Origin of the sequence: Nocardioides sp. AX2bis (genome assembly GCF_902506435.1) — a bacterium.
In the GTDB taxonomy this organism is placed as follows: Bacteria; Actinomycetota; Actinomycetes; order Propionibacteriales; family Nocardioidaceae; genus Nocardioides.
In genome coordinates this window covers 493,956-519,705 of record NZ_LR733215.1, presented here as the reverse complement: position 1 = coordinate 519,705, position 25,750 = coordinate 493,956, and the positions used below count along the sequence as shown (strand labels likewise).

Genomic DNA, 25,750 nt, shown 5'->3' with positions numbered 1-25,750 from the left:
CGGACCGGCGTACGACGGGGTCAGCCGCGCGGCACCGCGAACCAGAAGAGGCGGGGTGCCGGGGCGGAGCCGGACACCGGGCGGACGCCCGGGTCCTGCGAGGTGGCCTGGAGGGCGACCACCTGGTCGGCGGGCAGCGCCCGCTGGGAGGTGAAGTCGAGACCGGAGCCGGTGAGGCCGTCACCGCGGCCGAGCCGGAGGCCGCCGAGCGCGTCGGCGACGGCGCCGGGCTCGGTGCTGCCGGCCGCCGCCGCGGCGCGCGCGAGGGCGACGACCGCGTCGTGGCTGCGGGTGTCGGCGCTGCCGGCGATGGTGGCGAAGGGCTCGCCGTCGAAGAAGTCCTCGACGGCCGGGTCGGCGGCCGCGGCGCGCACGGCGGCGAAGTACGCCGAGAGCGACTCGCCGGTCGCGCCGGGCGAGAGGGCCGCGACGTCGCTGGCCTCCTCGCCGACGGTGACCATCTCCGAGGAGAGGCTGCCGTCGGCCTCGACGAGGTCGCGGGCCAGCACCGGGCTCAGCGCGTCCGGTGAGAGGAACACCGGCAAGGAGACCGCGGAGCCCTGGAGCGCGCGGACCATGACGGCCTGGCGCGCGGCCGGTCCGGTGACGACGACGGAGTCGACCTCGGCGGCGTCGGCCAGCCGGGCGATCTCGGTCGACAACCGGTCGGCGGCGCTGACCGGCGCGGTGACGGCGAGGGCACGCTGGGCGGCCGGGGCGAGCGTGGGCAGCTCGCCACCTCCGGCGTCGACCAGGACGGGCTTGGAGACGCCCGCGGCGCCGATGGCACGGGTCAGCTCGTCGGTGATGGTCGTCTGGGACGGGCCGGTGAGCCACACCGGCGCACCGTCGGGCAGCGACGGGTTGGGGGCGTAGGGCATCAGCAGGGGCACGCCGGTCTCGACCGCGGCGTCCACCGCACCGCTGACGTGCGGGCCGGAGGAGGCCACGACGATGCCCGCGACGCCCTGGTCGGCCAGGTCCCGGACGGCCTGGGCCGCGCCGTCGATCGTGCCGCGGTCGTCGGCCGCGACGACGTCGACGGGCGTGCCACCGAGGCCGAGACGGTAGGCCGCCACCTCGGCACCCTCGGCCGCCTCGTTCCACTGGGCACCGGAGTCACCGGCCGAGGCCAGGCTGACCACGACCCCGACGGCAGCGCCCTCGGGAAGCCCCTCGGCCTCGAGGGGCACCGTCGCCGGCGCAGCCGGCGCCGCGCTCGACCCTGCCGTCTCCTCCTCCGGCTCGGGGTCGTCGCCCGAGCAGGAGGTGACGGTCAGGGCCAGCAGGGCTGCTGCGGGCAGGGCTGCCCACCGACGCGACGACCGCACGCTCACTGCCCGGCAGCCAGGTGGAACGAGTAGACCGTGCGGCGCTCGACACCGTCGGGCACGTCGACCTGGAAGGCCTGCAGCTGGGCCTGGCGCTTGAAGGCCGCCTCGGCCTGCGCCTGGCGCAGCATCAGCCCGCCGATGTCCTGCCCCCGCGCGTTGGCGTAGGAGGACGCCGTCCGCGCGGCCAGCGCCAGCTGGAAGTCGGCCGCTCGGGCGTCGCCCGCGTTGGCGCCGAGCGTGCCGAGCAGCCCGGCCCCCTCGACCTCGGGGTCACCGAGGTCGAGCAGCACCTTGGTGAGGTCGGCGGTGAGCAGCTTGCCGGCGGCGTCGGTGTTGCGCGTCGAGGCCGACACCGTGTCGGCGATGAGGTCGAGGCCCTGACGGACGTTCGACTCGATCTCGGACGTCGACTCCTTCGAGGTCGTGGCCAGGCCGGCCTTCTGCTCGTTGATCGCGGCGCGGCCGTCGGCAGCGATGCCGTCGGCGGCGGCGCGCATGCCGTTCTTGGAGCGGGTGAATGCGTCTTGGACCTCGCGCTGCGCCTGTTCAGTCTTCTCGCCTACCTGCTTGATGGCGGGATCGATGGCGTTCGCGCCAGCGTCCTCCGTGGTACTTGCGGCCCCTTCAATCGCGCCGGTCAGTGTGGCCTCGGCACCGTCCAAGCCGGAACGAAGATTGGTCGCGGCTGTCCCGATGTCATCACGGGCCGCGCGAAGGTCTGCGATGCCGCCGATCAAGGCGTTCAGGCTGTCCCTGACGGTCTTGACGTCCGGGTTCTCCGACTGCGAGTTGACAGCACTCTCGGCGATCTCGACAGCAGCCTCAACGTCACCGTAAGCAACCCTCGACCTCTCGAGGGCGGGCCCGATTCCTTCACCGGTCTTTATCTCCAAGTCGGTGGCCGCGAGAACTGCGTCCCATCCGCGAACAGTGACATCCTCGTCGGCTTCGACTGACTCGCAAGAGGCGTCAGTGAGTTGCACTCGCAACATGTCCACTTGGGCGATGCTGAGTTGCCCTGGCTGAACATTGGTCGCGTCGGGTGCAGCCAAGTTGCAGACGTCCTTGATCAGTTGAAGATCCGCCTCCCTGTTCTGACCGGCAACACCGTGAAGGGTTGCAACGGCTTGCGAGACCGCGCCACGCTCGGTCGAGAGTCGTCCGAGAGCGGTGTAGACGTCGACAAAGTTGACGACCTCGCCCTCGGCGTACCTGCCCTTCGCGTCTTCAAGGGCTTTGAGCGTCGCATTCAAGGAGCCATCGGGCTTGACGACTGTGTCGAGGTCGTTGAGAGCACCTGTGATCTCGTCTGTCTTCAGCTTGTCCAGGACGCCGTCATTGGGGTTGTTCGCGTCACCGCGGAGGGTGCCGCGGATGTTCTCCGCGGCCTCGGAGAAGCGGGTCTTGGTAGCGCTCAGCGAGCAGGTGACCGAGTCCGCGAGCTGGTTCGGGTTGGACTCAGTCGAGGCACGGCACTTGTCAGCGACTGCGTCAGCGTTCAGACCAGTGAGGTCGGGCCCGAGCGCGTTGGCCAGGCTGTTCTTCAGCGCCTCCTTGCAGGCATCACTCGCCGAGGCGTACCCGTTGAGCGTGCCGGCCACACGCAGCAGGCTGTCGTACACGCTGCCAGCGCCGGTCCCGGTCCTGACGGTCGTGCTGCACCCGCCACCCGTGACGGTCGCGGTGCCCGGCTTGCCGGTGGTGTCACCGAGCAGCGCGTCGACGGACGCGACGGTCGACTCGAGCTGGGTGAGGGAGGAGGAACCGGTGGTCTCCAGTGCCGAGGAGATGCCGTCGCCGAGGCTGGTGACGGTGCCGTCGAGGGCCTCCATCGAGTCGGAGATACCGGTGATGCTGGCCCGGAGGTCGCCCACCGTCTTCTGGCCGAGGGTCTCGGTGGTGGAGTTCAGGCTTTCCCGCACGGCGGAGATCGAGTCACCGGCCTCGGCCAGCACCTCGTTCACGTTGCCGACGACCTCGACCGTGCGCTCCTGGAGGGCGAGCTCCTCGGAGGCGGCGGGGTTGAAGGCGTTCTCCACCAGCGCGCCCACCGACGGGTCGGTGACCAGGCCGGGCTGGACGCTCAGGTCGAAGGCCGGGGCGCTGAAGTCCTTGGCGTCGACGACCAGGCTCAGCGTGGCGCTGGAGCTCAGCTGCGGCGGGGCCAGGATCGTGGCCCACTGCACCTGGGTCGCGCCGTCGGCGCCCTTGCTGAGCACGCCGTTGGTCACGCTGTCCTCGCCGGCGGACTGCGTCACGACCCGGGCGGGGTCGGTGCCGCCGAGGTCGGCCGAGGCCACGATGGTCAGCGGGGCGCCGACGAGGGCCGGGCGCGTACGGGAGCCGCCAGGGACGTCGTAGGTGATGTCCTCCGCCTCGACCGTCAGGTTCTGGACCGTGACGTCGACCTGCACCTGACCGTCGTAGCCTTCGAGGTCGGAGAGGTCCGACCCGGAGCCGTCCGCGGTGCGGTAAGAGGTGAGCACGCGGACCGGGAGGTCGCTGACCACGTCGTCGGGCGAGTACGCCTGCGTGGTGCTGTCGGCGCTCTCGCCGTCGGCCGACGCGGTCACCGTGGTCCCGTCGACCGCGGTGAGCGTGCCGTCGGGGCCCATCGCGATCTCGACCGACTGCAGCACGCGGTCACCCGGGGAGACAGGGAGCTCAGAGTCGGCCACGGAGACCAGCCCTGGCGTCGACGACGAGCCGATCAGCGAGGCGACAGCCACGGCGGCGACGAGGCCGACCAGGGGCTTGCGGGCGCGGTGCGTCGCCGTCCGTGCGGACGGGAAGGACTGGAACATGTAGCCACCTTGCGGATTCGCGGACGTGAGACAACCCCATGACGTGCCTCGCGGCGGCCATAGCATAAGGCCTAGGACCAGAGACCCGCGCATGAACAACCATGGTCCTGTCCGACCGACTAGACCGGGGCGTCGTCCCAGGTCAGAGGCTCATTGAGGCTTCAACCAAGATCGGCGTCCCGCGCCTCCCGGACCTTCTTCTCCTGCCGTTCCGCCCGCTTGCGGACGCCGATCTGCTGGAGCCCCACCAGGAGCGGCAGCATGGAGATGACGCCCACGATCGAGGGCACCACCGCGGCGAAGGCCAGGCCGAGCCCGATCACCGCGACCACGCCGGTGACGACGAGGTAGACGACGCTCGGGAACGCGGACGACTGCGCGGGCGAGGGGGGCTGTGACGGAGGGGTCGCCTGGGGCTCGGGGGCACTCATGGCTTGATCATGCGGCACGACCGACCCAATGCCCGGCGATTGAGCCCAGCGAGCGCAGCCACGGTGGTCGAGGAGCGAGCGCAGACCCCCGGCGGTCGAGGAGCGAGCGCAGCGAGCGCCACGAGACCCAGGACCCCGGTGGTCGAGGAGCGAGCGAAGCGAGCGTCACGAGACCCTCACCCGCAGGTGGTCGAGGAGCGAGCGAAGCGAGCGTCACGAGACCCTCACCCGCAGGTGGTCGAGGAGCGAGCGAAGCGAGCGTCACGAGACCCTCACCCGCAGGTGGTCGAGGAGCGAGCGCAGCGAGCGTCACGAGACCCCCGCTGCAGCTGTTACTGAACGTTTGATCGAATGTAGGCGTCCCGGTTGTGCAGAACCGCCTCTGACCTGTGGAAACAGGCCAGGACTGTCGGCGGCGAGTGCTTGGATTGATCCATGGCCACCACCGAGGACACCACCACCGGGCACCCCGTGCCCTGTGCTGTCCGCGCATTGTCGGCCTCGGTGACGGCGTTGGCGGAGCGGCCGCTTTTCGCGTTAGACGCCGCCACCACCCGCCAGACCATCGTGGCCCTGGCCGAGCTGAAGTCACGCCTCGCGGCCTACGAGTACGCCGTCCTCGCCCACGCCGACGAGGTCCAGGTCGGCTCCGACACCGGGTGCACCTCGACCGGCGTCTGGGCCGCGAACGCCACCAGGTCCCGCAAGAACGTGACCGCGGCCCAGGTGAAGCTCGCGACCGCGTTGGAGTCGCGTTGGACCAAGGTCCGCGACGCGTTGGCCTCAGGGGCGATGAACGCCGACCAGGTCCGCGTTGTCGTGAACGCGTTGGAGGACCTCCCCGAGGACCTCGACGCAGCCCTGCTCATCCAGGCCGAGGAGACACTGGTCGCGTACGCGGCCGACTTCGACCCCGTCGTGCTCCAGCAGCTAGGCGCGCACATCCTGACCCTGATCGCACCCGAGGTCGGGGAAGAGATCGANCCCCAGCACTGCCCCACGCCCCGAGAGCTCGACGACCTCGAGCTCCTCGTCACCGGCGCCCTGGCACCGCTCCGAGGGTTCAATGAGCCCGGCAGCCCGGTGACCCTCGACCTGCCCGCCGCGCTGATGGAGGCCCGGGTCGTCGAGCTCGTCGACCCCGAGGGCCTGCCGCTGGCCCGGGCGACCCGCGGGCCCGCCGGCTCCCGTGTGATCGAGCCGCTCTCGCGGGCCGAGTACGGCCCCTTCCGCCGCCTGCACCTCTCCCCCGCCGAGGTCCGCACCCAGCACGCCGGGCGCACCGTCGTGCCGGTCTCCGACGCGCTGACCGTCGAGCAGGTCCAGGAGCTGGCCGCGCTCGGCCCGGTCCTGCTCCTGACACTCTGCGGCACCGGTCTCTCCCCGATGTCGCCGGTCGCGCTGCTCCGCGCCACCCTGGCCGCGGCCGAGGGACTCGACGCGGTGGTCGTCGCGGTGCCGCTGCCCTCCCACGGCGACGCCGAGACCGACCACCGCCTCGGCGTCCAGGTCACCTCCACCTACGCGGGCGACGACGCGGTGCATGGCCTGCGCGCCGCGGGTGAGCTCGACGAGCGCGTCGCCGCGATCGTCGAGCAGGACCAGCCCGCTCCTGACCAGCAGGGCCTCGTACTGTTCTTCACCGGTCTGTCCGGCAGCGGCAAGTCCACCCTCGCCCGGGCCCTGATGGACCGGCTCCTGGAGTCGGGCCAGCGGAGCGTCACCAGCCTCGACGGCGACGTCGTGCGCCGCCACCTCTCGGCGGGCCTGACCTTCTCCAAGGCCGACCGTGAGACCAACATCCGCCGGATCGGCTGGGTGGCCGCCGAGATCTCCCGTCACGGCGGGGTCGCGGTGTGCAGCCCGATCGCGCCCTTCGACGAGACCCGCCAGCAGGTCCGGGCGATGGTCGACGAGGCGCGCGGCGCCTTCTTCCTCGTCCACGTCGCCACACCGTTGGAGGAGTGCGAGCGTCGCGATCGCAAGGGCCTCTACGCCAAGGCCCGGCGCGGCGAGATCCCCGAGTTCACCGGCATCTCCTCGCCTTACGAGGAGCCCGAGGACGCCGACGTCCGCGTCGACACCACCGGCCGCACCATCGAGGACGCCCTCGACGACGTCCTCGACGCCCTCGACGACGCCGGCCTCATCCCCCAGGCGTTGGAAGCGACGGCCCCCACGGTGGTCGAGGAGCGCGCCGGCACCGCGGTGGTCGAGGAGCGCGCCGGCACCCCGGTGGTCGAGGAGCGAGCGCAGCGAGCGTCACGAGACCAAGACCCGGTGGTCGAGGAACCCCTCAACGTCCTTTTCGTCTGCACCGCCAACATCTGCCGCTCCCCCTACATGGAGATGCGCGCCCGCCAGCTTCTCGGCGAAAACGCCCCCGTCCGCTTCTCCAGCGCCGGCACCCACGGCTTCGACCAGCACCCGATGGACCCCGAGATGGCCGCCGAGCTGACCGCCCACGCCGCGGACCCGGCGGGGTTCACCAGCCGCCCCGTCAGCCGCGACCTGGTCGCTAGCGCGGACCTCGTCCTGACCGCCGAGGCCGACCACCGCACGATGCTGCTCGAGGACAACCCGGCGGCGTTCCGCAAGATCTACACCCTCGGCCAGTTCGTCGAGGCCGCCCGGCGCCTCCCCGAGGACGTGCGCGGGCGCGACCTGCTCGAGCAGGTCGGTCGCCACCGGGGCAACGCCGACCCGGCGCTGGACGTGCAGGACCCCTACCGACGTGGCCCCGAGGCCATCGCCGCCGCATCCGCCCACCTCGACGAGCTGCTCACCGCCGCCGTCGAGCGCCTGGTCTGAGAGAGGACCCCTCATGGAGGACCTGATCACCGCCGCCTTCTTCTCGATCGCGGCGGCGGGCTTCATCGTCGGCATCGTGGTCGGGCTGACCGGGATGGGCGGCGGGGCCCTGATGACCCCGGCGCTGATCTTCCTCGGCGTCGGCGAGACCGCCGCCGTGGTCACCGCCGACCTCACGGCCGCGGCGGTCTACAAGACCGGCGGCGCGATCGTGCACTCCCGGGAGGGCTCGCCCAACCTCAAGCTCGCCAAGTGGCTGGTGCTGGGCTCGGTGCCCACCGCGCTGCTCGGCCCCTACCTCGTCAGCCGGTTCACCGACGCCGAAAACCTCGACACCACTTTGCAGCTGGCCATCGGGTTCGCGCTGCTGCTGGCGGCGAGCACCTACGCCATCCGCCTCTACATCAACCTGCGTCGGGTCCGCGCCGGTTACGACGGCGGCGACCCCAACCCAAAGATCCGGCCGATCCCCACGCTGCTCGTGGGCATGCTCGGCGGCCTCCTCGTCGGCATCACCAGCGTCGGCTCGGGCTCGGTCATCATGGTCGCCCTGCTGATGCTCTACCCCGGCCTGTCCGCGGTGAAGCTGGTCGGCACCGACCTGGTCCAGGCCGTGCCGCTCGTGCTGGCCGCGGCCATCTCTAACATCGCCATCCACGGCCTGGACTGGGGCCTGACCATCCCGCTGATCCTAGGCTCGGTCCCCGGGACCATCATCGGCGCCAAGATCGCCCCCCGCGTCCCGCAGTCGCTGATCCGTCGTGGGATCGTCGTGGTGCTGACCATGTCAGGCGTCGCACTGCTCGACAAGGCCGGCTGGGCGCCCCTGGGCCGCGAGGAGACCTCGCCCCTGCTGGTCGCCGGCATCGGCCTGGCCATGGTCGTCCTGGTCCCGGTCGTCTGGGGCCTGCTTCGCAAGGAGCAGGGCCTGCCGTTCATGGGAGCCCCGACGATCGCTGATCTCGAGGATCCGGGCCGATCCGAAGCACGGCGGTCGACACCGACCGCCGGCGAATAACCTGCACCGTGTCCTGACGCCCACCCCGACGAAGGTGTCCCCGGTGTACCTGCTGACCAACCCCGTCCGCGACTACGCCTGGGGCTCTGATCGTCGACTCGCGAAGTTCCTGGGACGTGACCCGAGCGGCGGGCCCGAGGCCGAGCTCTGGATCGGGGCACATGCCGGTGACCCGTCGCTGCTGCCCGACGGGCGCCGCCTCGACGAGGCCATCGCTGCCGACCCGGTCGCCCTCCTCGGCAGTCGGGTGTGCTCGGACCACGGGGCCCGTCTGCCGTTCCTGATGAAGATCCTCGCTGTCAACGAACCGCTGTCGCTCCAGGTCCACCCGTCCGCAGAGAGAGCGCGGCTCGGGTTCGGACGTGAGGAGCGGTCGGGGACCCCTGCCGACGCACCGGAGCGCAGCTACCGGGACCCGTGGCACAAGCCCGAGCTCATCTACGCCCTGACCAGGTTCGAAGGGATGGCCGGGTTCCGTGACGTCGGCCGGTCCAGCGCCCTGCTGGCCCTCCTCGACCATGACTGGGCGAAGGACGCAGCCGGCCGGCTCGAGACGAACTTCCCGAGCCAGACGCTCCGCGCGCTCGTCACCGAGATGATGACGACCAGTCCGGACGTCGTCCGCGACGTCCTCTCAGGGCTCGTCGCGGCCGCGGAGGCCGCCGCAGCCCGAGGGCACCAGCAGGAGCGATCCCTCGGATCCTCGCGCAGTCAGCGGGACTCCGAGGAGGCCGTCGTCCGGCGGGAGGCGATCCGGGTCTTCGAGCTGCTCCCCTCGCTGGTCGAGCACTACCCGGACGACCCCGGGGTGCTTGTGACGCTGCTGCTCAACCATGTCGTCCTCGCCCCCGGTGAGGCCATGTTCGTCGGGGCCGGTGTCGTGCACGCCTATGCCTCCGGCTTCGGAGTGGAGATCATGGCGGCCAGCGACAACGTGCTGAGGGCGGGCCTGACCCCCAAGCACCGCGACGTGGACGAGCTCCTGGACGTCACGGACTTCACCCCGATCCCGGCGCCTCGGTGGGCGGCGCATGACGGGAAGGACCTGAAGGAATTCACGCCACCTGTAGAGGACTTTGCGCTCGACGTCGGGGGCGCCATCCGCTCGGCCGGCGACGGCCCACACATCGTCCTGGCCCTCGACGACGTTTGCGAAATCGGGTCCCGGTCCGGGACCCTCCGCCTCACCCGCGGCCAGTGTGTCTTCGTCCCGGCCGACCACGGATCGTTCGAGGTGGCCGGCCGCGCCGCCTGCGGCTACGTCCCCGGCTGACCCCGATCACTCACAGGCGCTGGCGCTGGTCCCTCCGCGCTCGCCGGGGACGACACTGGGCGTCATGCTCAGCACGGGGTCACCGACCTGTCCCTCCCCCGATTCCATCGACCACGTCACCTCGACGTCGTCTCGTGAGTCGACCAGGATCGGCAGCCGGATGACCGGTTGCCCGTTGTCCAGCCGCGCTGTGGTCAGTCCCTCCACAGGAACGCCGTCCACCTGGACCGGCCCGAAGGAACCCCCGGCGGGCCCGTAGACCTGGACCGACAGAAGCTGCGAGCCAGGCTCGGTGCCGTACGCACCGCTGCCGGTCACGTAGGAGGGCAGACGGACGGCCGCGGCCGGACTGATGTTCTGCCGCAGCGACATGGACCCGGCCAGCTGCTGGCGGTCCCCGCCGCAGGACACGGCGACGACATCCGCGTCGTACCTCAGGTAGTAGGACATCTTTGATGCGGTGGCGTCGTTCAGGCCCACACCCACGTGCGGCGAGTCGTCGTCCGGCGAGGGCAGCTCACCGGCGATCCGGGTGCCCGCCAGCTCAGCTGCCTCTGAGTCCACGAACGGTGCGACAAGGAATCGCTCCTCCTCGACCGCACGCGCCAGGCCGCTCACGAATTCAGTAGGCGAGGCGAGGTCGGCGGTGATCGCGGCGAACACCGAGCGTGCCGTCGCTTGGAAGAACGCGTCCTGCGCTGCAGGATCGCTGAGTCGGAGGTACGGCTCGCTGAGGACCTGTCGGACGAGCGTGTCCGACGTCAATGTGGCCGATCCGACCTGAACCGGCCCGGTCCCCTCCACCAGGTACGACAACGCCACGGGGTCGATCGCAATCACGCCGTCCAGGTCAGTGTCGGGGTACTTGATCTCCCAGAACGCGTTCCAGATCTCGGCAGCCCGCGGGAAGTCACGCGAGTAGCCCGCACTCTGGAAGGTCAGGCCGTATCCACCCTGCAACGCCGTCTGCTCTGCGTCGCTCAGCTCCAGGACGGGCTCCTGCAGGGTGGGGAAGTCGGCCCAAGCGCCCTGTTCGCGCAGGCTCAACGCGCCGCCAGTCGCGCTCAGTCGCGCCCAGGAACCGGGCAGTCCTCCCGTTGCACGGATCTCTGCATTGTTCTGGAAGATCAGAAGGTAGTTGCGCTCGCCCGCACCGCCCGTCATCGCCGGCAGCAGCTTGACCGCTGTGGCGCCGGCTTCCAGGCTGCCCGCGACCTCGTCCACCCGGGCCTCAAAGTCGACATAACGACCTTGCAGACCTCCGAGCAGTCCGTCGGTGTCCACTTCGGCTGTCTCGGCGGCGGAGACGCGGAATGCGTCGGCGGCCTCCGTGAGCGGCTGGTCAAGACTCCGCACCACATCCAGGTCGATCCGACCATCCCCTGTGATCTGATCGAGCCGACCACTGATGGCCAGGAGTGGGTCGACCCCGTCCGTGGAGACACGGTCCAGGACGGAGCCGAGGACCCGAACGGCAGTGAAGTCGTCACCGACGACCGGCATGTGCGTCAGGGCGCCCCACCACCACCCGCCGGTCGCACCCTCGACGGCGGCTGCCGCACCTTGCAAGTCGTCCACCGCACTGCGCTGACCGCTCGCGTCCCCGGTGTCGATGGCTGCGCGCAGGTCGGCGATCGCAGCCTCGGAATCACGCAACCCGTCGTAGGAGCGGTAGCCCAGCCAGGCCGTCCAGCCGACGGCCGCCACCACGAGCAGGACGATCGCAAGGGAAACTCGGCCACGGGTCACCACAACGGGTTCCTCCTCGGGTCGTCGGCGAAGCGCAACCTACCCGGTCGCGCTCTGGACATGACGATGCCCCGCGACCAGGTCGCGGGGCATCGTCGATGAAGCAGCAACAAGTGGCGATCAGCCGCGACGCTTGGCGCCCTTGACCTTGACCTTGGTCGTGTCGCCGCTGCCGAGGTACTGCGAGCCGTCAGCCGGCACGAAGTTCACGACAACCGTGTACTTGCCCTTGCGCAGACCCTTGAAGTTGTACTTCTTGTTGTCGCTGGGGTAGGCACGCGAGAAGGTCATGGAGTTGCCGTTGGCCCTGACGAAGGTGAACGTCAGGCGTCCATCGGGGCGGCCGTTGCCGAAGGAAGACACCTTCACGAAGAGCTTGGCCTTCTTCGGCGCCTTGGACGTGAGGCCGGTGGCACTCGTCGAGGTCTCGAAGCAGGTGTCCGGGTAGGTGCAAGGGGCGGCGGAGGCCGGCGACGACGCCGTCGCGACCAAGCCGGCCGACATCAGGAAGGCCGTGATGATGGCCGCGAAGATCTTCTTCATAAGGGAGCTCCCAGGGGGATATTTGAACGTGACAAGCCGAATCAGACCACAGTGACTGGCCCCGGTGGGTGTTCTTTCCGTGCATCGCTCGCGATCAGGTTCACGAATGCCTCGTCACGTCGTAATTCGGCGACACCGGTCTGGACCGGCGTGAACACCTACTGCATCGTTCATGGCCGCCCGAGGGCTCGATAGGTCCATCCCGCGTCACGCCACGCTGTCGGGTCGAGGCAGTTGCGGCCGTCAATGACGCGTTTCGCATCGACCCGCTCCGCCAATTGACGGGGGTCGAGACCGACGTACTCGGGCCATTCGGTGAGGACGACCACCAGCTCGGCTGCTTTCACGGCTTCCTCGACTGTGTCGGCGAATGCGAGGTCCGGCCACTTCTTCCGGGCGTTGTCGATGGCCTGCGGGTCCGTGACCACCACGTGAGCGCCCTGCAGCTGCATCTGCGCGGCGACGCTGAGAGCCGGCGAGTCTCGGACGTCGTCGCTGTCGGGCTTGAAGGCCGCCCCGAGCAGGGCGATCCGTCGCCCCACGATGGATCCCCCGCACTCCTCACGTGCAAGGTCGACCATCCGGACGCGGCGGCGCATGTTGATCGAGTCGACCTCGCGCAGGAACGTGAGCGCTTGGTCGACCCCGAGCTCACCGGCGCGGGCCATGAAGGCGCGGATGTCCTTCGGCAGGCACCCACCTCCGAACCCGACACCAGCGTTGAGAAAACGTCGGCCGATCCGGGCGTCGTGACCGATCGCGTCCGCCAGGAGGGTGACATCCGCTCCAGTCGCCTCACAGAGCTCTGCCATGGCGTTGATGAAGGAGATCTTGGTGGCCAGGAACGAGTTGGCCGCCACTTTGACCAGCTGGGCGGTCGCCAGATCGGCCTCGATCTTGGGGGTGCCCTCGCCGAGCGCGACCGCGTAGACCTCGTCCAAGCGTCGCTTGGCGCGCTCGCCCTGCTCGTTCGACCGCGCCCCGTAGACAAACCGGTCGGGGTGCAGGGTGTCCTTGACCGCGAAACCCTCCCGCAGGAACTCGGGGTTCCAGATCAGCTCAGCGCCGGAGGCACCCTCATCGAGACGCTCGGCAAGTGCCTCGGCCGTGCCCACCGGGACCGTGGACTTGCCTACGACGACGTCGCCGGCGCGCAGCAGAGGTAGGAGGTCGTCGATCGCGGCGTGGACGTAGCGGAGGTCTGCAGCGTTCTCCCCAGCCTTCTGAGGCGTACCGACGCAGACGAAGTGGACGTCGCAGCCGGCTGCCTCGGCGGCGTCGGTGGTGAAGGTCAGCCGGCCGGTGGCCAGGCCTTCCGAGAGCAGCTCCGGAAGCCCGGGCTCGAAGAACGGCGCCGCCCCTCGGTTGAGGGAGGCCACCTGATCGGCCACCACGTCGACACCGACGACCTCGTGACCGAGGCGGGTCATGCAGGCAGCGTGGACGGCCCCGAGGTAGCCGCAACCGAACACAGAGATGCGCATGGGCGAGGAGCCTAAGGCCAGTCGGCGACCGACCCGGAACATCCTGCGGCCCCGCCAGGCCGCGTCGGGTTCGGCGCCGGGGCTCCGCGTCGCTACGATGCAGGCTGCTGTCCACCCGAGAGGTACACCGTCGCCCATGACTGACACGCACGCCGACTACCAGCTGAGTCAGCTCGACCAGCTCGAGGCGGAGTCGATCCACATCTTCCGTGAGGTCGCGGCCGAGTTCGAGAAGCCCGTCCTGATGTTCTCGGGCGGCAAGGACTCCATCGTGATGCTCCGCTTGGCCGAGAAGGCCTTCTACCCGGCCAAGATCCCCTTCCCCGTCCTGCAGGTCGACACCGGCCTGGACTTCCCCGAGGTGCTGGGGACCCGTGACAACTGGGTCAACCGCCTGGGGGTCAAGCTCGTGGTCGCTAGCATCGACGACGCGATCGCCAACGGCGTCGTCGTCGACGACGGCAAGACCTCCCGAAACCGCATGCAGACCGGCACCCTGCTCAACGCGATCGAGGAGAACGGCTTCACCGCCGCCTTCGGCGGCGGTCGCCGCGACGAGGAGAAGGCCCGCGCCAAGGAGCGTGTCTACTCCCACCGCGACGAGTTCGGGCAGTGGGACCCCAAGCTTCAGCGTCCCGAGCTCTGGAGCCTCTACAACGGTCGCCTGCACGAGGGCGAGCACATGCGGATCTTCCCGATCTCCAACTGGACCGAGCTCGACATCTGGGACTACATCGGCCGCGAGGGCATCGAGATCCCCGACATCTACTTCTCCCACCAGCGTCGCGTCTTCGAACGCGACGGCATGCTGATGAGCGAGACCCCCCTCAACCCGACCCGCGAGGGCGAGGTCGTCGAGGAGCGCACCGTCCGGTTCCGCACCTGCGGCGACATCACGCTGACCGGCTGCGTCGAGAGCACCGCCTCGACGATCCCCGAGATCATCGAGGAGATCGCGGTGGCCACGCTCACCGAGCGTGGCGCCACCCGCGGCGACGACCGCTTCTCCGAGGCTGCCATGGAAGACCGCAAGAAGGAGGGCTACTTCTGATGGCCGACGAGACCACCCAGACGATCAGCGCGACCAACATGGACCTGCTGCGCTTCGCGACGGCCGGCTCGGTCGACGACGGCAAGTCGACCCTCATCGGTCGGCTCCTGCTCGACTCGAAGTCGATCTTCGCCGACCAGCTCGAGGCAGTGGAGACCACCAGTCGCGGCAAGGGCTACGACTACACCGACCTCGCGCTGCTGACCGACGGACTGCGCTCCGAGCGCGAGCAGGGCATCACCATCGACGTGGCCTACCGCTACTTCGCGACGCCCAGCCGCAAATTCATCATCGCCGACACCCCGGGTCACGTGCAGTACACCCGCAACATGGTCACCGGCGCCTCGACCGCCGACCTGGGCCTCGTGCTCGTCGATGCCCGCCAGGGCCTCACCGAGCAGTCGCGCCGCCACGCGGTGATCCTGTCGCTGCTGCGCGTGCCCCACCTGGTGCTCGCGGTGAACAAGATGGACCTCGTCGACTTCTCCGAGGACGTCTACAACAAGATCCGCGACGAGTTCACCCAGTTCGCGACCAAGCTGAACATCCCCGACCTCGAGGTCATCCCGATCTCGGCGCTCGCCGGCGACAACGTGGTCAACCGCTCCGAGAGCATGGATTGGTACTCCGGCCCGACGCTCATGCACCACCTGGAGCACGTCCACGTCGCCTCCGACCGCGACCTCGTTGACGTCCGCTTCCCGGTGCAGTACGTCGTGCGCCCCAAGTCGGACGAGCACCACGACTACCGCGGTTACGGCGGCATGGTCGCTGGCGGCATCCTGAAGCCCGGCGACGAGGTCGTCGTGCTGCCCAGCGGGATGACGTCCACCATCGAGGGCATCGACCTCTTCGACCAGGAGATCGCCGAGGCGTTCCCGCCGATGTCGGTCACCGTGCGACTCGCCGACGACGTCGACGTCTCGCGCGGCGACATGATCGCCCGGGTCAAGAACGCCCCGCAGCCCAGCCAGGACATCGACGCGATGGTCTGCTGGATGGCCACCAAGCCGTTGCAGCCGCGCCAGAAGCTCGCCATTAAGCACACCTCGAATAACGCGCGGGCGCTTATCAAGGACATCCAGTACCGGTTGGACGTCAACACCCTGCACCGCGACCAGGACACCAAGGAGCTCGGTCTCAACGAGATCGGCCGCGTGCAGCTGCGAACCACCAAGCCGCTGCTGTGCGATTCCTACTCGCAGAACCGCACCACCGGCTCGTTTATCCTGATCGACGAAGCCACCGGCGTGACCGTCGGCGCCGGGATGATCAACTCCGGCCAGTGACCGCTTCGTAGCAGCGCCGCTCTCGGATCAGCAGTTCACTTGACTGCAAGAAGAGCGGCGCTGCTGCCATTTCGCTGAGCCCATCCGAACCGTCCGAAAACAACGTCATCCCATTCGGTCAACCAATGCGCCGCTTGCCTAGAAACCGGAATCCCCAACTTATTAGCCGCCACCGCGGGATACCGAACAACAGCACCATGCCGACGAATCGAGGTTTGTTGGAAACTCGAATGGAAACCGGCAACTCGTTCCGAGTCCAACGGAATGCACCCGACACTCGGGTCACGCTTCCCAAAAACCTTTGTACCAACACCATACATTCGTGCTCTCCACGGATCGAAAGCGCCGAACCGGCCGTCTCGCCTTAGTACGCGCGCAAATTCCTGGGACGCGGCAGCCACATCCATGTGGTGAAGGCATCCCTCCGTAACGGCAACGTCAAAACTGGATTCTGCGAATGGGATTGACTCACCGAACCCGACCAGGGCCGTGAGCCTGTCAGACAGACCAAGCTCCGAGGCTACTGACTTCGTGAGATCAACTTCGCCCTGCGAAGGACTCAAAAGCGTGGCCGCGCGCGCGCCACCAACGATCGCCTTTAAGGCAAACAGACCAGTTCCGCCAACTTGCAGCACATCGCCATCCACTAAGCGAAGGCCCACGTGTTCGTACACCTCCGCCTGTGCGACGGAGTCAAACGGCGTATCTAGCCACTTGTCCGAGACACCCCAAGCGTCTCCCGAGCTCTGAACGCGAGAGACGCGACCTAGCAACTCCGCGAACTTCGCTTCACTCCGAGCCACTTCGTTGTAGTGCGAGACCTCACCCTCGCCTGTGCGGACAAACTCCTTCACGGAGACCAACCCCTAAGATTCCCAGATGCCTACACGCTACCGTCAAATCCGTCAACCCAACCGCATCATCCCATGAACGGCTTACGTAACCAAGAGGATCGAAAGATCCTGCTGCCCCTGAGGGAATTTCAATGTGCCGTCCGCCCGATATCTGGCCATGACGCGACCGCAGGCATCGAGATATTTTGGGGAACCGGCCGGCCCGCCTGAGTCCAGGAAGTTTCCCCGCCAGCGCGGACTTTGCGGCACCCCAATACACAAACCTAATCCTTGAGAGTAGAGCCGAGTGACGGCACAAAGGAGGTCACAAGTCTCTGCCGACCGCGGTCGCCACCTGCAGGATGTAAACCATCCGTTGCGCACCGCCTGGGTCGGCCTGGAGCCCCCGGCATGGACTCAGCTCGTAAAACATAGACACCGCCGGATCGTCCGTTGCGACCTGATCCCGGCTACCTCTTCCGTAGGAACCAGACCTCCCGCAAGTTCACGGCGCGAACGCGCGGGTCGCAGGCTCGACCCCGGCCACCGACATCGCCCCCACGGACAGTCTGATCAACGAATGCGGATTCGTAGGGCATCCGTTGCTTCGGTGGGGTCCGGGTCACCACGTCGCGACAATCACCTAACTGCGGTCGTCAAGCAGACCGGTACGGGCACCGCGACGCTGACGGCGATGGGCGACACCCAGGCCGCCCCCACCCTTGAGACCTTGACGAGGCGAGTGGAGGTGCTCCACTGCGCTGGGGTCAGCCTCGAACTCATCCTGGTCTACGCCACGATCACCTAGCCCGACCAAGATGAGGCCGAAGAACAAGGCGTAGAACGGCACATGGGTGGGTGTCACCTCCACGAAGCCGATCAGGAGCCACGCGATGAACGGAACCCACCCGGCCCGGGCTCGACGCTTGCCGATCGTCCACGCAGCCCCGACGTACGCCGCCAGAACAGCTCCGAGACCGATCAGACCATCGCGGACGTACCCGTCGAAGAATACGCTGTGCAGGCTGCCCACGCCGGTCGCCCCATCTATGGTGGCGAACGCGAAGACGACGTCGATCTCACCCTGCCCGATGCCCGTAGTGGGAATGACGGTGCGGTTAAGGACGTAGTCCCAGATCTCGGTCCGTGCCGACAACGTGACCTGCGATACGTACTCGGTGATCAAGAAGCCGGCCAGGTTGCTCGCGAGAAAGTACGCCACTAGCGCCGCGAAGGCCGCGAAGATGCCGAACAGTTGGATCGCGGCCAACCCGGCTTTAGTCGAGGCGCCTTGTGCCAACACAAAGGCGACCAAGATCGCGACGAACACGATTGCCGAGGTTTGGCTGGAGGTCGCGATAATCGTAACAAATGCCATGGTGAGCGAGGTGAGGCGACGGCGCCCGCTCAGCGTGAGCAATGCGGCGGCCGCAAGGAGAACCGCAGCTTCACCTAGAACGTTCGCACTGCCGAGCAGGCCGGTCAGGCGACCGTCATAGAGGAAGCGCAGGAAGGCTCGCTCATTGGGAAAGACGGCCGGGGCGTAGAAGAGACCAAGTGCGAGGGACGCCGCGATGAGGAACGTCAGTGCTTTGAGCGCTGATTCTGCAATGACTTGCCTGGGCATGCGGGAGACCATGACGACGGTCAGCAAGCTCGCGAGGTGGTTGATCGCGTCGGCGGGCTCACCTCGTATCTGCGCTAGGAGCGCACCGGTCACCGGCAGCAGGCAGAACACCCACACAAGTGGGTGCGCTGGCCTGGTCCCGCGAAGAAAGGTCACGCTAGCGGCGGCTACGGCGGTGGCGCGAATGCCGTTCAGGATGTCGTCGGTGACAATGTCGGGAAGTGCGGCCTGACCGGTCACGGCCATTAAGAGGAGGACCCACGTGACAGTGGCTCCACGGACTCCTGGCTGTCGCTGCACTACCGCAGCCTAATTGGGCGGGGACGACGAGGTAGATGCGTCCTGGCGATGCGGTGGCTTGTTGCCCGTGAGGATCGGCACTCTACGGACCACCCACGCGGCGAGGGCCGCGAAGGCTAGCGACGCGGCTACCACCACCCACGTCGGGACCTCACCCTCGAGAAGGTAGATCGGAACACCGTGGGCGAGGACGAGGACGAGACCAGCGCCGGCCGCGGTCGTGACTGCCGTGGCCGCTCCCGGGCTGAAACGACTGGTAGCCATGTCCGCGAGCACAACTGCGGAGCCTGAGATCAGTGCGGCGACGACGAAGCTGAGGATTGGTGTGCCCCAGTCGCCGTACTTGAGGTCGAGGGGCTGGGCGAAGTCGGCTATGACGAGCACCAAGGCGACGGTCATGCCCAGCACCGCCACGGGCCAGTTGACGCGGGCCCTGAGACGCCGGAACGCCTCGCCGACGGCCACGAAAAACACAGCGATCACCGCAACGCCAGCCGCCAGTGGGATGGCCGAGAGCCAGTCCGGGGTCAGCGTCAACACCAGGGCAGGCGCTGCCAACCAGATTCGTCTTGGCCCGAGGCGCTCGGCAACGCGGTACAGCGCGGCTGCCATGGCCAGAGCGGTAACGAACCAGAAGGCGTAGAACGGCGACTTCAGGTACTCCCCGCCGAGGGCCATTCCGCCAACTCGACGAACGAGGCTGATCGGCGACCGGGAGTATGCCTCCCACGCGAGCAGCGGGACGCCGATCAGCACCAGCCACCCGGCGTAGGGAACAAGGAGCGCCGGGAAAGCACGTCGGACTTCGTCGCGGAGCGTCCGACCGGGCCGCCACAGGTACCCGGTGAGGAAAAAGAAAAGCGGGACGTGCCAGGTGTAGATGACGTGCTCGGTGAGAGCCCCTGGTGCCGCGTGCCCAACCACGATCGCGAGGAACCCGATCACGCGTAGCAGATCGGGGCCGGGCAGTCGGGGACGCGCGATGGAGGTTGACACGGCGGCAGCGTAATCGCGGACCCGACCGTCTGGCTTCTGAATCGGATCACAGATGCCGCCCATTCCACTCGGCTGGCACGGCTCCCCGATTGGCCTGCCGCGCCTTCTCGCACGCGCTACGGCGCCCTTACGGCCAGCCCCGTCCAGGCCCGGCCCCACCCCCGACGCGCCCAGAGGTCCCCGTGCCCGACCGCAGCCTATTCACACGCGCCACCCGGCTCGCACGCATTGCCATCGCCACCACCGTCGTCGCCGTTGGCGTCCTGCACCTCGGCGCCAGCCCCGACGGACTGGCCGGTGCGACTTCAATCAGGCGGACTTCGCACCCTGGTGGGTCTGGGGCTCCACGGCGATCCTTGTCGCGCTCACCGCGCTCGTGCGACACAGCTGCGTGCCCGGCCTAGTCGCCGTGGCCACCTGATACGCCACCTCTGGCGGTCCTCATTGCTGGCGCTTTGACCACCACCGGCGCCGCCTGGTCCCACGCCCCGATCTACGCCCGACTCGCCGGCGCGGTTTGCTCGGAGCCGACTATGAGCGCGTCGGGTTCTCTTCATGGCCACGAGCCTGGGGATCTTCACCGCCGGCGTCGTGCTCGCCCACGGCCTCACCGGCACCCTGATGACCTTCGCTCTCGTAGCGACGGCGGTCAACAACCTCCTCGGGCGACAGGTCGCCGGCTCAACAGCAGCTGCAGCGCTGATCCGAGGGCTCCGCGCGCGCTAAGTCCCACTGGCTCGGCAGGAGAACTCGCACCGGCGGCGACCGTAGGCGAGGCCGCCTGGGGCGACGCCGCCCTGATGGTCGTCGTGTTCATCGTGGCGGCCTCCAGTTCGCTGACACACACCTGACCGATGCCCCGCCGAGTCCCTACCGCCGACCACGGGCGGAACCCAAGCCCGACGCGGACGCTGAGAAGGACGGACTCGAGGCCCAGTTACACGGCAAGGTCCGCCGCCACCAGCGACGCAAGGACGAAGCAGGCGCGACGTTCGCGCATCTGCAAACCGACGTGGCCCAGTCAGTGCGCGAGGCCGACTGCGCACGCCGCGAGGTCACCTGGCTCCCCGTCACCTTCACGTCGCTGAATCGCCCACTGGCGGCGTGGATCGACTCCGGCGCACAGTTGCCCCCGCCCCGGATCCCAGCTGAGCTCCGCACGCTCCTGGCCGAGGCGAGGCCACGAACCGCACCAGCCCGCCGACCCGTCCTGAGCACCCGTCCCGTCCTAGCCCGGTAGGTCAGCGGGGCGTTCCGTCACGCCCGCACCGACCTGGAGGACCTCATGTCCTGGCGCGTAGCCTGAGCACTCGACCTCCTGCTCGCTGAGATCGACACTGCAGCTCCGAACCGCTCCAGGATCAGTGACGGGTCGACCGTTGACGCCGCTCACGCGTCGCGCGACTCCGACCACAACCCCTGGCGTCACGCCGGCGGCCCGAGGCGTAGTCGGCGTCCGCGACTTTACCCACGCCCCCGCCCAGAGGTGCGAAGCCACCAGGATCGCGAACGGTGTCGCGGTCCTGCTCGACGAGCACTCCGGCTTGGAGTCCGGCGCCCACATCATCTGGAACCGACCGACCCTCTCGGCCGATCGGACCGGTAAGGAGTGGCGTGCCCACAGCGGCAGCAACGGCCACTCAACATGCCCATGAATCGATGCCCACCGCAGTCGCCGGCTTCGACGCGACCCAACTGCTCGGCGTCCTGGGCGGCGCACGCCCGGCCATACCGTCGGCACCGAACCCGCTAGCGCGGTCGCAGTGGCGCGGCCGCACCAACGTCGACGCCATGACTGCCGCGCGATCGAGTACGCCGAGGCCTTACGCACCGCGAAGCCCGACACCAAGGTCGTCCTGGGTCATCTCGCCAAGCGGCTCGCCGCGGGAACACGACGTCGACGTCCGAAGCGGACCAGCCGTTGGCCGCGGCGGCCGGCATCGATCTGGGACCCGAACTACGAGGTCGCCCTGCCAGCCGCGCGCACGACCTACACCACCGTCGTCACCGACCGTCTCGGGTCCCGCGAGATCACCATGGGCGCCGAGGTCGTGTCGTTGGCCCTGTGATGGAACCCCGCCCCGTGGCAAAGCCTGCCCAGTCACCTAATACGGCAAGCGCCATAGACGTCTGCGAAAGCCCGGGCCGTGTTCTCCGGAGCGAACCGCTCCGCCCACGCCCTCGCAGACCGTCGCAGCACCTCTCCGCCAGCCACCACACTCATTATGTGCCGAGCGATACTGGACACGTCGTCGGGCTCTGCAAACTCGCCGGACAAATGGTCGCTTACCGCATCCTCGCTACCTCCACTTCTAGCGGCAATTACAGGAGTTCCGGCAGCGTTTGCCTCTAAGTAGACGATCCCGAACCCTTCCACGTCGGCAGGCATAGCTAAGGTCGGCAGAACGAACGCGTCTAAGAGTGGGAGGAAATTCGACCATTTGTCTTCTTCAGACACTTCGCCCCAGTAACGGGTGGTGATCGGCGCCCGGCGCATGGCGGATAGTATCTGGTCCCTATCCGGACCATCCCCCGCCAAATGAAACTCGACAGGTCGATCGAGTTCTTCTGCAACGACGACGGCGGCCTCTACGACCCGCAGAATATTCTTACGTGGCACCAATCGTGACAACGTACCGATCACGACGGTCCCGTCCGAGCGACTCATGCTCGTTAGGCGTGCTTTATGTCCACGCAATGACACACTCGGAGGAATGACGGATATCTTACCTGCCACTTCACTAAAATTTTCGGCCAGCAAATCCCTAGTGAACTTACTTGGCGTGGTCACGACCGACGCCTTACCTAGGGACCGTCTGACCAGACTACGCTTTCCCTGATCAAGTACTTCATTCCCATGGCACGTCACGACATCGGCACGAATTCCCGGCGGCGTTGCCGACAGGTAGTGCCAATGGTGCACCAACGACCTGGCGCGACCTTGCCTACGGGGCCCCATAGCCCGACCAGCGACTGCAAGCCTCGTAAGCCCGGAGATCTGCGAGGTTCTGGACCCACCAAGGTCGATAAGGCTGTGCGCGTAGGGACCCACTGGCACCGCGATAACTGAGCGAGCAAAGGTCTGAATACCCCCCCGCTCAGATGCGCGTGGAACGCCGTGCAAGACGCCACGCAGCGATCCTGTCGAGTTCAAAATGATGTCCTCTCGTCTAACAGCTCGGAGACAACTGCATCTTCAGACCGCAATGTCCAGGCCGCGATTGCCCATAAAATCAACAAAAGCAGTGCGTCGCAGAGAATCGAAGACACAACAGCGCCCTGCCAGGAATACAGTGGTATGAGCCAAACATTAAGCCCCACATTCAAGACTGCGATACAGATTTGCGCAACCGTCCGCCTCCCCTGGTAACCCGCGCCAGTGAGCGAGTCGGCCAGCAGGTACTGCGCCGCGCGGACAACGGTCAAAAACGCCAGAAACCGCAGCGCTAGAGTCGCCTCGGCGAAAGAGGCGCCCAGTACGACAGGAGCTAATGGGGCGCACGCAACAAGAACAAAAGAAGCCAGAATCGAATAACCAATGGCTGGCGTCGCCAATTTTCTCGCATATGACAGAGTAGCGCGCAGCCCCCCTTGGCCACCTTTTTCAAAGAAACGGGGTTCGGCTGCACCGAGCATTGCCCGTACAGGCGTGAAGGCTACATCCATAAGCCTGAACGCCGCCGTGTACAACCCGGCCGCGGCCGTGGTTGACAAAGAACCCAACATTGCCTTGTCGATATCGTTGTAAATACTCTGTGACGCCAGCCCAACAGAGAATTGATAACCGAGAGGCGCGTCACGCTTATACCTCGCCAAGTCGGGTCGCCGCAAACCGAGGTCGCGAGCCGCAACCACGACAACCACAATCGCAGCGAGCAAAGTTGTCGTAGAATAGGCAACGCTCCAAGACTTTAAGGTCATTTCGAATAACCCGATGAAAGCGGCGACTGCCGCCATCAAGCGCACAAGTTGCAGCAGGACGACACATGCGGCAGCACGCTTCATGCGACGCACTGCAATATATCCGGCACTGGCAACGTCCACGATGCGCGACAAAAACAGGTCGGCCACTAGGATCATGGCAATAACGAATACTGGGAGATTATCTGGGGCGACCCATGACGAGACCAATAGGACGACGCTACCCAACGCAAGCGCACTCAGCCCAGTGGCGAGCAGGGAGGTGGCGAGCTGCTCCCCGATTGACGCTCGCTTCTGGACTATATTTCGAATCATCAATTGCATGCGCCCGCCCGCCGCAAAGGGAGCCAGGATGCCGGCAATTGCGACCACCGCAGCGAATGCACCAAAATCAGATGCACCGAGCTGACGCGCGATCAGGACAAAGTATCCGGCCTGGAGGCCGATCCGACCAAACTTGTTGACCAACATTGCCTTAGTGTCGCCGCGGAACTTGTCAGTAGCCGGACCGAGGATCGCAACGGAGCGCCACAGTCTTGTCACTGTGGCGACAGAGCCCCGAGGGCGGTGCCACGATCGATGACGTGCTTACGCAGCATTCGCGCAACAGGCTGCATATCGAGATGCTGACGTCCAAAATCAGCAATGTCGCGACGCCACGCGGACATGCTGTCTCCATCCATTGACGCAGCGGTCGCCAGTAACTCCCGCATGACATCCGCGACTGCGTCCGGATTCCACTCCGCCGCCCTACCGAGCCGGTTTTCGCTTACCTCAGTGGCAAATGTTCCAGTGCCAGCGAAAATAATCGGGCAGCCCGATGCGATGGACGCCAGCGCCTTTGCCGGCCTTGTTTCACTAGCAACATCGACCGGCCTCATCGATGCCAATCCAGCAAGAGCGCCCCGGTAGGCTGCGGCGGTGATGCTCGCAGGAACCAGGGGCAGCGAGACAAAGACGTCCGGCATCTCGATAGCGAGTTTTTGGACCCGCGACTCATCCGACCCGTAGCCCATGAAGACCAGGCCAAATGACTCTCCCTCACGCCACAACTCTCGCGCCGCGTCGAGAAAAACATGTCCACCCTGAATAACCCCGTAGTTGCCCGCGTATAAGAAATACGGGAGGTGGCCGCCCCACGGGTCATCCCAGATTTCTCCGTCGTGACGGAAGGTTTCAAGATCCGTTCCGTACGGTGCGACGACGGTGTCGGTCGACCCAGCGTGACGAGCTATCACTGCAAGATTCTCACGGACGGCAATAACGGTCGCGGCATGGCGCAAGACAGAGTTCTCCAGGTGCGCTACGGCACGCCCGAGCAACCTCGAGATGGATCCTCCGCCTTCACCCAGCATCTCTGCCCAAGAGTCAGCAATGTAATAGACGACTACGGGCGACCGCGCAAGAAGGGCAGCGAGACCGACAGTCGGTGGTGGATCGCAAATCACAACGTCGGCTTTCAATCGCCGCAATTCCCGGAAGGCGCCCATAGCGAACCAAAGCAGTTCGAGCACCCGCCTGACACCTACCCCAGTCTCGTTGTCACCGGCAATGCGCACGATGGTTTCTCCATGGGGCCCGGCACCTCGGCGCGACTGTCCGGGCAGTCGATTCGACACGACGACAACCTCATCGCCAGCCACGACCCATGCTTCAACAAGGGCACCGAGCCTCACCGTCGCTGCCCCGGACTTGGGCCAGTAGTGACGAGCGACAACAACGACTTTCATCCGTGCCTCTTCCAGTTCCGCGATGGCTACCAGTTGGCGCGGCCATACCGCTCCAGGTACGTCAGGGTATTCGGAGCCAAGCGGTTCCGCAGGCGGTGTGCAGTTGTGAGTCCGGGGCGCGCATCGGTGCGGCAGTTCGAAGCGCCCCAGGTACTCGGCCGTTCCGACGCCTGGTGTGGCTCTCGGTGGATGTCAGCCCAGTGGGCTTGCTCGTACTCGACTGGTGACGCTTCTCAACTTTGGGCCGGCTGACGGCATCGGGTGTTGTGCCAGTCGACCCAGCCGGCGAAGGCTTGGGCGAGTGGACCTACATCGCGATCGTCCTCAACGTTTCAGCAAGATGATCGTCGGCTGGCAGGTCTCGACCTTGCTGTCCACCGATCTGGCCGTCAACGTCCTCGAAGTGAGGTTCTGGTCCTGCCAGCGCACCGGCCAGGACGTCACCAGGCTGATCCAACATAGCGACCGCGGCATGCGGGATGGGCACAACGAGTCGTCGAAGCACAGCGTCATGGAGGCGTTGAGTTAGTCCGTTGACAACGGGTAGCAGATCGGC

At 67.0% G+C, this 25,750-nt stretch carries 20 protein-coding genes and 1 pseudogene; 9 read left to right on the top strand and 12 right to left on the bottom strand.

Going from position 1 to position 25,750, the window contains the following annotated elements:
* Nucleotides 1-20: 20 nt before the first annotated feature.
* The 3 genes from GV155_RS02530 to GV155_RS02520 all read right to left on the bottom strand — a co-directional run bounded on the left by GV155_RS02530 (nucleotide 21) and on the right by GV155_RS02520 (nucleotide 4,569).
* Complete coding sequence (locus tag GV155_RS02530) at nucleotides 21-1,337, bottom strand: ABC transporter substrate-binding protein (RefSeq protein WP_160004948.1); 1,317 nt, start codon at nucleotides 1,335-1,337, stop codon at nucleotides 21-23.
* On the bottom strand, nucleotides 1,334-4,204 hold the full coding sequence (locus GV155_RS02525) for a hypothetical protein (RefSeq protein WP_236553874.1): 2,871 nt from the start codon (nucleotides 4,202-4,204) through the stop codon (nucleotides 1,334-1,336). Before GV155_RS02525 ends, GV155_RS02530 begins: the two co-directional genes overlap by 4 nt.
* Before the next feature lie 95 nt (nucleotides 4,205-4,299).
* Nucleotides 4,300-4,569: a hypothetical protein gene (locus tag GV155_RS02520; RefSeq protein WP_160004944.1), complete on the bottom strand. Its 270-nt coding sequence runs from the start codon at nucleotides 4,567-4,569 to the stop codon at nucleotides 4,300-4,302.
* Nucleotides 4,570-5,004: 435 nt separating this feature from the next.
* On the opposite strand from GV155_RS02520, the pseudogene GV155_RS21085 reads away from it, so the two are divergent.
* The 4 genes and pseudogenes from GV155_RS21085 to manA all read left to right on the top strand — a co-directional run.
* Nucleotides 5,005-5,552, top strand: a pseudogene (locus GV155_RS21085) (DUF222 domain-containing protein); the annotation flags it as partial.
* 1 nt (nucleotide 5,553) lies between these two features.
* Nucleotides 5,554-7,380: adenylyl-sulfate kinase (gene cysC, locus GV155_RS02515; protein ID WP_236553872.1), on the top strand; the 1,827-nt coding region annotated here is incomplete at its 5' end.
* A 13-nt stretch (nucleotides 7,381-7,393) separates the two neighbouring features.
* Entirely contained in the window at nucleotides 7,394-8,398 is a 1,005-nt protein-coding gene (locus tag GV155_RS02510; protein WP_160004940.1) for a sulfite exporter TauE/SafE family protein, read from the top strand.
* 43 nt (nucleotides 8,399-8,441) lie between these two features.
* Entirely contained in the window at nucleotides 8,442-9,671 is a 1,230-nt protein-coding gene (gene manA, locus GV155_RS02505) for a mannose-6-phosphate isomerase, class I (protein WP_160004938.1), read from the top strand.
* 6 nt (nucleotides 9,672-9,677) lie between these two features.
* On the opposite strand, the gene GV155_RS02500 is transcribed toward manA, so the two are convergent.
* From GV155_RS02500 to GV155_RS02490, 3 genes are all read right to left on the bottom strand, one after another.
* Nucleotides 9,678-11,423: a DUF4012 domain-containing protein gene (locus GV155_RS02500; RefSeq protein ID WP_160004936.1), complete on the bottom strand. Its 1,746-nt coding sequence runs from the start codon at nucleotides 11,421-11,423 to the stop codon at nucleotides 9,678-9,680.
* A gap of 117 nt (nucleotides 11,424-11,540) precedes the next feature.
* On the bottom strand, nucleotides 11,541-11,963 hold the full coding sequence (locus GV155_RS02495; RefSeq protein WP_160004934.1) for a hypothetical protein: 423 nt from the start codon (nucleotides 11,961-11,963) through the stop codon (nucleotides 11,541-11,543).
* A gap of 170 nt (nucleotides 11,964-12,133) precedes the next feature.
* Nucleotides 12,134-13,447 carry a UDP-glucose dehydrogenase family protein gene (locus GV155_RS02490; RefSeq protein WP_160004933.1) on the bottom strand — a complete coding sequence of 438 codons (1,314 nt, stop codon included), beginning with the start codon at nucleotides 13,445-13,447 and terminating at the stop codon, nucleotides 12,134-12,136.
* 136 nt (nucleotides 13,448-13,583) lie between these two features.
* Here GV155_RS02490 and cysD point away from each other — a divergent pair, with 136 nt between their 5' ends.
* Together cysD and cysN are read left to right on the top strand one after the other, a co-directional pair.
* The gene (cysD, locus tag GV155_RS02485; RefSeq protein WP_160004932.1) at nucleotides 13,584-14,498 is read left to right on the top strand and encodes a sulfate adenylyltransferase subunit CysD; all 915 of its coding nucleotides are present in this window, start codon (nucleotides 13,584-13,586) and stop codon (nucleotides 14,496-14,498) included.
* Nucleotides 14,498-15,787 (top strand): sulfate adenylyltransferase subunit CysN, encoded by a 1,290-nt coding sequence (cysN, locus tag GV155_RS02480; RefSeq protein WP_201300032.1) that lies wholly within the window; start codon nucleotides 14,498-14,500, stop codon nucleotides 15,785-15,787. The genes cysD and cysN overlap by 1 nt, the downstream gene beginning before the upstream one ends.
* Nucleotides 15,788-15,822: 35 nt before the next feature.
* Here cysN and GV155_RS02475 read toward each other — a convergent pair whose 3' ends face one another.
* The 3 genes from GV155_RS02475 to GV155_RS02465 all read right to left on the bottom strand — a co-directional run bounded on the left by GV155_RS02475 (nucleotide 15,823) and on the right by GV155_RS02465 (nucleotide 19,543).
* Nucleotides 15,823-16,641 (bottom strand): class I SAM-dependent methyltransferase, encoded by an 819-nt coding sequence (locus GV155_RS02475; RefSeq protein WP_160004931.1) that lies wholly within the window; start codon nucleotides 16,639-16,641, stop codon nucleotides 15,823-15,825.
* 622 nt (nucleotides 16,642-17,263) lie between these two features.
* Entirely contained in the window at nucleotides 17,264-18,487 is a 1,224-nt protein-coding gene (locus GV155_RS02470) for an O-antigen ligase family protein (protein WP_160004929.1), read from the bottom strand.
* 69 nt (nucleotides 18,488-18,556) lie between these two features.
* Entirely contained in the window at nucleotides 18,557-19,543 is a 987-nt protein-coding gene (locus GV155_RS02465; RefSeq protein ID WP_160004927.1) for an acyltransferase family protein, read from the bottom strand.
* Between the two features lie 555 nt (nucleotides 19,544-20,098).
* On the opposite strand from GV155_RS02465, the gene GV155_RS02460 reads away from it, so the two are divergent.
* Both GV155_RS02460 and GV155_RS02455 read left to right on the top strand, forming a co-directional pair.
* Complete coding sequence (locus GV155_RS02460; RefSeq protein ID WP_160004925.1) at nucleotides 20,099-20,269, top strand: hypothetical protein; 171 nt, start codon at nucleotides 20,099-20,101, stop codon at nucleotides 20,267-20,269.
* 1,037 nt (nucleotides 20,270-21,306) lie between these two features.
* Nucleotides 21,307-21,612, top strand: coding sequence for a hypothetical protein (locus GV155_RS02455; protein ID WP_160004923.1), 306 nt, complete (start codon nucleotides 21,307-21,309; stop codon nucleotides 21,610-21,612).
* 32 nt (nucleotides 21,613-21,644) lie between these two features.
* On the opposite strand, the gene GV155_RS20610 is transcribed toward GV155_RS02455, so the two are convergent.
* From GV155_RS20610 to GV155_RS02440, 3 genes are all read right to left on the bottom strand, one after another.
* Complete coding sequence (locus tag GV155_RS20610) at nucleotides 21,645-22,502, bottom strand: glycosyltransferase family 4 protein (RefSeq protein ID WP_442938857.1); 858 nt, start codon at nucleotides 22,500-22,502, stop codon at nucleotides 21,645-21,647.
* 191 nt (nucleotides 22,503-22,693) lie between these two features.
* Nucleotides 22,694-23,935, bottom strand: coding sequence for an oligosaccharide flippase family protein (locus GV155_RS02445; protein ID WP_160004919.1), 1,242 nt, complete (start codon nucleotides 23,933-23,935; stop codon nucleotides 22,694-22,696).
* 68 nt (nucleotides 23,936-24,003) lie between these two features.
* A complete protein-coding gene (locus GV155_RS02440) occupies nucleotides 24,004-25,194 on the bottom strand; it encodes a glycosyltransferase (RefSeq protein WP_268892567.1) in 1,191 nt (396 codons plus the stop codon).
* Between the two features lie 340 nt (nucleotides 25,195-25,534).
* Here GV155_RS02440 and GV155_RS02435 point away from each other — a divergent pair, with 340 nt between their 5' ends.
* Nucleotides 25,535-25,723 (top strand): hypothetical protein, encoded by a 189-nt coding sequence (locus tag GV155_RS02435; protein ID WP_160004915.1) that lies wholly within the window; start codon nucleotides 25,535-25,537, stop codon nucleotides 25,721-25,723.
* Nucleotides 25,724-25,750: the final 27 nt, after the last annotated feature.

Coding starts and splice junctions, on each gene's coding strand:
- GV155_RS02445 (WP_160004919.1), bottom strand. CDS start 23,935: ATGTTGGTCAACAAGTTTGGTCGGATCGGCCTCCAGGCCGGATACTTT.
- GV155_RS02435 (WP_160004915.1), top strand. CDS start 25,535: ATGATCGTCGGCTGGCAGGTCTCGACCTTGCTGTCCACCGATCTGGCC.
- GV155_RS20610 (WP_442938857.1), bottom strand. CDS start 22,502: ATGGGGCCCCGTAGGCAAGGTCGCGCCAGGTCGTTGGTGCACCATTGG.
- GV155_RS02510 (WP_160004940.1), top strand. CDS start 7,394: ATGGAGGACCTGATCACCGCCGCCTTCTTCTCGATCGCGGCGGCGGGC.
- GV155_RS02460 (WP_160004925.1), top strand. CDS start 20,099: ATGGCCACGAGCCTGGGGATCTTCACCGCCGGCGTCGTGCTCGCCCAC.
- GV155_RS02495 (WP_160004934.1), bottom strand. CDS start 11,963: ATGAAGAAGATCTTCGCGGCCATCATCACGGCCTTCCTGATGTCGGCC.
- GV155_RS02520 (WP_160004944.1), bottom strand. CDS start 4,569: ATGAGTGCCCCCGAGCCCCAGGCGACCCCTCCGTCACAGCCCCCCTCG.
- cysN (WP_201300032.1), top strand. CDS start 14,498: ATGGCCGACGAGACCACCCAGACGATCAGCGCGACCAACATGGACCTG.
- GV155_RS02490 (WP_160004933.1), bottom strand. CDS start 13,447: ATGCGCATCTCTGTGTTCGGTTGCGGCTACCTCGGGGCCGTCCACGCT.
- GV155_RS02440 (WP_268892567.1), bottom strand. CDS start 25,194: ATGAAAGTCGTTGTTGTCGCTCGTCACTACTGGCCCAAGTCCGGGGCA.
- GV155_RS02525 (WP_236553874.1), bottom strand. CDS start 4,204: ATGCTATGGCCGCCGCGAGGCACGTCATGGGGTTGTCTCACGTCCGCG.
- cysD (WP_160004932.1), top strand. CDS start 13,584: ATGACTGACACGCACGCCGACTACCAGCTGAGTCAGCTCGACCAGCTC.